Genomic DNA, 6,122 nt, shown 5'->3' with positions numbered 1-6,122 from the left:
GCTCCCGACCCCGGTGAGCCCGGCCGGTTCCGTGTCCTCGGGGACGACGGCGTAGACGTACAGGCCGGGTGTGCTCACGCGGCCTCACTCCTGCGGCGGCGCGCGGTGCCGGCCGGGCGGCGGCGGGCGCGGGCGGGCTCGCGCTCGTCCTCGCGGTCCTCCGCGTCCTCGTCCCCGTCCATGCCGAGCGTGTCCTTGACCTTGTCGCCGACCGAGTGGATCGCGCGCTTCGCCCCGGCGCCCGCGAGCCCCGCCGTGCCCCCGGAGAACAGCTCGGGGACGGTCCGGCTGGACGGGTCGTTCGACAGGTCGACCCTGTTGCACGCCTCGGCGAAGCGCAGGTACGTGTCGACGGAGGCGACGACGACGCGCGCGTCGATCTTCAGGATCTCGATGCCGACGAGCGACACGCGCACGAAGATGTCGATGACCATGCCGCGGTCGAGGATGAGTTCGAGGACGTCGTAGAGGGTGCCCGCGCGCGGTGCGCACAGGAGGGCGCCGGGCTCGGCGTACTCGGTCTGGATCGTCATGGCAGGACGTGCTCCTAGGTCGGTGTGGCAGTGGCCCCCGTCCGGTGCGGCCCGGGCGGTCCGGCTCAGCCGTCGGCCCAGCCCCGGCGGAAGCGCCGGAGTCTGCGGTACTCGACGAGGCGGCCCTCCTCGTCGAGCGTCATCTCGTACGTGGCGAGCAGGCTCGTCGTGTCCGGGATGCGGAGCACCTCGACCACGTCGACCTCGACCCGCCACCCGGCCTCGCCCCGCCGCACCGCCGAGACGCCCTCGGCCTCGTGGCCGATGAGCGCCGCCAGCTCCTCGGCGGCCTCGGTGGCGATCTCGCGCAGCCGGGAGGCCGCGGGGGCCTTCGCCGGGGCGCGGCCGGCCGTGCTCTTCCGCGCGTCCCTCGGCGGGCTCTTCGCCCCGCTCTTGGCCGTGCTCTTGGCCGTGCCCTTGGCCGTGCTCCTGGTCGTGCTCTTCGGCCGGGACGTGCCCGTGGCCGCCTTCGGCCGGGTGCTTCCCGTGCTCTTCGTGCCACCACTCCGGGTAGCTCTGCGTGTACCGCGCGCTTCCGCCATGGGGCCACGTTCCGTCATCCCCGTGCCTGCGCGCGCGGTGGAGGGAGCCATCCGGGTCGTGCGCCCGGCCGGACGGTGTGTCCGGTCCGACACGCCGGGGCCGGGACCCGAGCGGCCCCCGGGCACCGCCTCCCGGCTCCGACCCAGTAGCCTCGGGTGTCGTGGACACGGGTACGGGCGAGGCACGCGACGGCGAGGTCGTGTGCGCGGTGCGTGGGCTGGTCAAGACGTATCCGGCCCTGCGCGGGCGGCGCGGCCAGCCCCCCGCCCCGGCCGTGCGGGCCACCGACGGGGTCGACCTCGATGTGCGGCGCGGCGAGATCTTCGGCCTCCTCGGTCCCAACGGGGCCGGGAAGTCCACGCTGGTGCGGCAGCTCACCGGGCTCATGCGCCCTGACGCGGGCTCCATCCACCTCCTCGGCCACGACCTCGTGCGCCACCCCGAGCGCGCCGCGCGCCTGCTCGCCTACCTCGGGCAGGAGTCGACCGCGCTCGACGAGCTGACCGTCTCCCTCGCCGTCGAGACGACGGGCCGGCTGCGCGGCATGGACGCCGCGGCGGTACGCACCGCCCGCGAGGCGATCCTCGACGAACTCGGCCTCACCGCGCTCGCCGGCCGCCCGCTCAAGAAGCTCTCCGGCGGCCAGCGCCGCCTCGCCTGCTTCGCCGCCGCCCTCGTCGGCGACCGCTCCGTCCTCGTCCTCGACGAGCCCACCACCGGCATGGACCCCGTCGCGCGCCGCGCCGTGTGGGCCGCCGTGGACCGGCGCCGCGAGGAGCAGGGCGTCACCGTCCTGCTCGTCACCCACAACGTCATCGAGGCCGAGACCGTGCTCGACCGGGTCGCCGTGCTCGAAGCGGGCCGCATCATCGCCTGCGACACGCCCTCCGGGCTCAAGTCCCGCGTCGCCCACGAGGTCAGGCTCGACCTCGTCTGGCGCGAGCGGGCGCCCCTCGACGTACCGGAGGTCGCGGCGCTGCGGGCGTCCGCGACCGAGTCCGGGCGGCGCTGGACGCTGCGGCTCGCCCCCGACGAGGCCCGCGCGGCCGTCTCCGCCGTGACCGGCGGCGCCGCCTTCCTCGCGCTCGACGACTTCACCCTCACGACCCCCAGCCTCGAAGACGTCTACCTCTCCCTCGGCGGAAGCACGAAGGGGCTGGTCAAGGCGTGAACCCGCGCAGCGGCAGGCCGGTGGGCACCAGCCCAGCGAAAGCGAACAGGAGCACCCGGACCGTGACAGCCGTACCGGTGAACCTCGTGGACCCTGTCGAGCACGCGGACGGCCGCCGATGAGCGCCGCCCCGATCGAGGTGACCGCCACCGTGCGCACTCCAGGACCCCGCCGCGAGAGCGCGCCCGTCACCGCGCCCGCGCCGCTCGCGCCGCGGGCCCGGCTGCTGCCCGCGCTCGGCGCCGTCTACCGCGCCCAGCTCTCGCGGGCCCGCGTGGCCCGCATCCCGCTGCTCTTCGTCGCGACGTTCCAGTCCGTCGGCATCATGATCCTCATGCGCGGGGTCGTCGACGGCGGCGACGAGGCCCGCGCGGTCGTCGCCGGCTCGGCCGTCCTCGTCGTCGCCTTCGTCGCCCTCAACCTCCTCGCCCAGTACTTCGGCCAGCTCCGCGCCACCGGGGGGCTCGACCACTACGCGACCCTCCCGGTGCCGCCCGCGGCCGTCGTGCTCGGCGCGGCGGCGGCGTACGCCTCCTTCACGGCGCCCGGCACCCTCGTGACCGCGCTCATCGGCTGCGGGCTCTTCGGCCTGCCGGTCACGCACGTGTGGATTCTCCTCGCGGTCGTCCCGCTCGCCGGGGCGGCGCTCGCCGGGCTCGGCGCCGCGTTCGGGCTGCTCGCGCCGCGCCCCGAACTCGCCACGCTCCTCGGCCAGCTCGGCATGTCCGCCGCGCTGCTCCTCGGCGTCCTGCCCGCCGACCACCTGCCCGAGCCGATCCAGTGGTGCCGCGACCTGCTCCCCTCGACGTACGGCGTCGAAGCCTTCGCCAGGACCTTCACGGCGCACCCCGACTGGCTCGCGGTCCTCGGCGACCTCGGGGTCTGCGCGGGCGTCGGGGTCGTCTCGCTCGCGGTGGCGACGTGGGCGTACCGGCGCGCGGCGGTCGCGGGCCCGCGCTGAAACCGCCGCACCCCCGCCGAACACCGCCGCACCCCCGCTGAAAGACCGCTGCACCCGCCGCGCGCCGCACAGGCCGTCCACAGCGTGCCCCGCACGGCACCCCTCGAACGGCCGTCCCGGGGCGCGTTTGGCACGATGGGCCGGTGAGCGCTCCCCAGACACCGCCCCCGGCCCCGTACGACCCCGCGCAACAGGCCCCCGAGAGCGGGGGAGCGCAGGTGCGGCGCGGCGTTCTGCTCGCCCTCGCGCTCGTCGTGCTCGGGCTCGCCTTCGGGGCGCTGTGGCTCTGGCTCGCGCCGCGCGTGCCGCTGATCGCGGACGGCAAGGCCGTGTACCTCAAGGACAGCGAGGGCGAGCAGCCCATCGGCGCGGACGGCACGTTCGCCCTGATCGGCCTCGGGTTCGGCATCCTCACCGGCCTGGCCGTCTTCCTGTGGCGCCGCGCGGGCGGCGCCGCGCTGGTCCTCGGCATGGCGGCGGGCGCGCTGCTCGGTTCGGTCGTCGCGTGGCGGCTCGGCGTGTGGCTCGGGCCGACGCAGGACGTCGTGGCCCACGCGAAGGAGGCCGGCAAGAACGTCACCTTCGACGCCCCCCTGAAGCTCGCCGCGAAGGGCACCCTGCTGGCCTGGCCCCTCGCGGCCTGCGTCGTCCACCTCCTCCTGACCGCCGCCTTCGGTCCCCGCGACCCCTCGCCGTACGGCCTGGACGCGGTCCCGGCCTGGACGGGCCCGGGCGGCGCCGGGCCGAAGCAGTGGCCGGCCCCGGGCGGCGAACCCAAGCAGTGGCCGGCTCCTGGCCCGGAGGGAGGCGGGAGTACGGGGCCCGGGAACCCCGGCGGTGGGGGCCCCGACGGCCGCCCCGGCACGGGAGGCGCCCCGGCCCCGTACGCGCCCCCTCCGGCGGGCTGAACCCCGCGGGCGTCTTCAGCCCCGCCCGATCGGCGCCAGCACCGCCCTCGTCAGGCTCGCCAGATCCCCGGGCGCCAGCTCGACCTCCAGGCCCCGGCGGCCCGCCGAGACGCAGATCGTGGCGTGGGCCGCGGCGGAGTCGTCGATGACCGTGGGCAGCGCCTTGCGCTGGCCCAGCGGGGAGATGCCGCCGCGCACGTACCCCGTCGTGCGCTCGGCCGCCGCCGGATCGGCCATGACGGCGCGTTTGCCGCCCGCGGCCGCCGCGAGGGCCTTGAGGTCCAGGGTGCCCGCCACCGGGACCACCGCGACCGTCAGGGAGCCGTCCACCTCGGCCACGAGCGTCTTGAAGACCCGGTCCGGCGTCACACCGAGCGCCTCGGCCGCCTCCTCGCCGTACGAGGGGTGCGCCGGGTCGTGCTCGTAGGCGTGCAGCGTGTACGCCGTGCCGGCCCGCGCGAGCGCGACCGTCGCCGGGGTGCCGCCCGCCTGGTTCTTCTTCGTCTTCTTCGCCATGGTGTTCTCTCAGTTCAGGCTGGTCGGCGTGCGCGTCAGCTCCATCGCGGGCAGCGAGGGCAGGTGCCGGATGAGCGCCGTTTCGGTACGCAGCAGCCGCACCTCCTCGCGCAGCCGCGAACTCGTGTCGGGGGCCTGGAGCAGCCGCTGCCGCGTCGGCACGTCGAGCATCGTCGCCGCCGCCACGAGGTAGGAGACGACGTTCGGCTCGTCCGGCAGCTCGGTCCCCGCCGCGAGCGTGCGCTCCCGCGCCCCGGCGAGCCGCTTCTGGTACGCGCGAAACGCCCGCAGCACCGCCTCGGCGAGCGCCTCCGCGTCGTCCCCCGGCTCCTCGGGCAGCTCCTCCGCCTCCACCGTCAGGTACGGGCCCGAGTCGTCGACCGCGCCGAGCCTGACCCGCGTCGTCCCGGTCGTCAGGACCTCGTACCCGCCGTCGGGCCGCTCCCGCACGCTCGCCGCGTCCGCGATGCACCCGATCTCGTGGAAGGCCCGCCGCGGATCGGGCCCGAACCCGGCCCCCGCCCGCGTGTCGGGCTTCGCGTCCTCACCGGGCAGCCCCGGCAGGCTCGGCGCGACCTCCAGGCCGTCCTTGATCGCCACGACCACGAAGCGGCGCGGCTCCTCCTCCGGGAGCTCCTCCAGTTCGCGGACGAGGGTGCGGTAACGCTCCTCGAAGATGTTGAGGGGAAGCACGAGCCCGGGGAAGAGCACCGAGTTCAGCGGGAAGAGAGGCAATCGGACGGTCGTCACGGCTGGCAAGCCTAATGGGCCGGGACGCCCCCGCGCGGCGCCCTCGCGCACTCCGCGCCGCGCCGTCCCCGCGCCGCCGCCCGGGGACCCCCGTACCGGCGTCCCCGCGGCCCCCCGCCCGCGCTCTGCGACCCCCCGTCAGGAGTGCGCCTCGCGCAGCGGGGTCGCCGCCGCGACCTCGATGCGCACCCCGTCCCGTACGTCCATGAACTGCGCGAGCGGGTCGTCCGAGAGCCGCGCCCAGGGGAACGAGGTCACGAGCGGCCCCACCCGCCGCACCTCCTGGAGCGCCGCGTCCCAGGCCCGCAGCCGCACCAGCACGTACACGAGCAGATTGCGCACCTCGGCCGGCCACGGATCGCCCTCGGCGAACCGCGCCGAGAGCGCCTGGGCCCGCTCGGCGGCCTCCACGACACGGGCCCGGGAGACGACCTCGCCCGCCCCGTCCGCGCGCAGCCACAGGTACGCGGCGCGCAGCGGCAGTGCCTGGCTCAGCGAGCCGGGCAGGGCGTCCTCGGCGGCGCGCTCGGCGAAGTCGAAGCACTCGCCGTGCGAACCGTGCCAGGAGGCCGAGAGGTAGAGCAGCGCCGAGACGTGGGAGCCGTCGTGGTGCGGGCTGCGCCGCACCGCCCGCTCCCACAGGTCCGCGAAGACGTCGTGCGCGGCGCCCGTGCCGCGCGCCGCGTCGAGCGCGAGCCGCCACGGCACCGGGTCCTCGGGCTGCGCCCCGGCCGCCGCGT

General features: G+C 76.2%; 6 protein-coding genes and 2 pseudogenes. 3 read left to right on the top strand and 5 right to left on the bottom strand.

The window, feature by feature from the left end:
- Positions 1–74: 74 nt before the first annotated feature.
- Together gvpJ and gvpO are read right to left on the bottom strand one after the other, a co-directional pair.
- Complete coding sequence (gvpJ, locus tag G3I42_RS21955) at positions 75–533, bottom strand: gas vesicle protein GvpJ (RefSeq protein ID WP_164288463.1); 459 nt, start codon at positions 531–533, stop codon at positions 75–77.
- A 65-nt stretch (positions 534–598) separates the two neighbouring features.
- Positions 599–985, bottom strand: a pseudogene (gene gvpO / locus G3I42_RS38265) (gas vesicle protein GvpO); the annotation flags it as partial.
- A 251-nt stretch (positions 986–1,236) separates the two neighbouring features.
- Here gvpO and G3I42_RS21945 point away from each other — a divergent pair.
- The 3 genes from G3I42_RS21945 (at position 1,237) to G3I42_RS21935 (ending at position 4,116) form a co-directional block, all read left to right on the top strand.
- Positions 1,237–2,247, top strand: coding sequence for an ABC transporter ATP-binding protein (locus G3I42_RS21945; RefSeq protein ID WP_164288459.1), 1,011 nt, complete (start codon positions 1,237–1,239; stop codon positions 2,245–2,247).
- A gap of 118 nt (positions 2,248–2,365) precedes the next feature.
- Positions 2,366–3,208 carry an ABC transporter permease gene (locus tag G3I42_RS21940; protein ID WP_164288457.1) on the top strand — a complete coding sequence of 281 codons (843 nt, stop codon included), beginning with the start codon at positions 2,366–2,368 and terminating at the stop codon, positions 3,206–3,208.
- A 143-nt stretch (positions 3,209–3,351) separates the two neighbouring features.
- Positions 3,352–4,116, top strand: a complete 765-nt coding sequence (locus G3I42_RS21935) for an ABC transporter permease (protein ID WP_343244621.1) — start codon at positions 3,352–3,354, stop codon at positions 4,114–4,116.
- A gap of 15 nt (positions 4,117–4,131) precedes the next feature.
- Here G3I42_RS21935 and ybaK read toward each other — a convergent pair whose 3' ends face one another.
- The 3 genes and pseudogenes from ybaK to G3I42_RS21920 form a co-directional block, all read right to left on the bottom strand.
- Positions 4,132–4,632 carry a Cys-tRNA(Pro) deacylase gene (gene ybaK / locus G3I42_RS21930; protein WP_164288455.1) on the bottom strand — a complete coding sequence of 167 codons (501 nt, stop codon included), beginning with the start codon at positions 4,630–4,632 and terminating at the stop codon, positions 4,132–4,134.
- Between the two features lie 9 nt (positions 4,633–4,641).
- Positions 4,642–5,382, bottom strand: coding sequence for an LON peptidase substrate-binding domain-containing protein (locus tag G3I42_RS21925; protein ID WP_164288453.1), 741 nt, complete (start codon positions 5,380–5,382; stop codon positions 4,642–4,644).
- A gap of 138 nt (positions 5,383–5,520) precedes the next feature.
- A pseudogene (locus tag G3I42_RS21920) lies at positions 5,521–6,122 on the bottom strand (hypothetical protein); the annotation flags it as partial.

It is taken from the genome of Streptomyces sp. SID11385 (assembly GCF_010548245.1).
In the GTDB taxonomy this organism is placed as follows: domain Bacteria; phylum Actinomycetota; class Actinomycetes; order Streptomycetales; family Streptomycetaceae; genus Streptomyces.
This window is presented reverse-complemented; position numbering and strand designations above follow the sequence as displayed.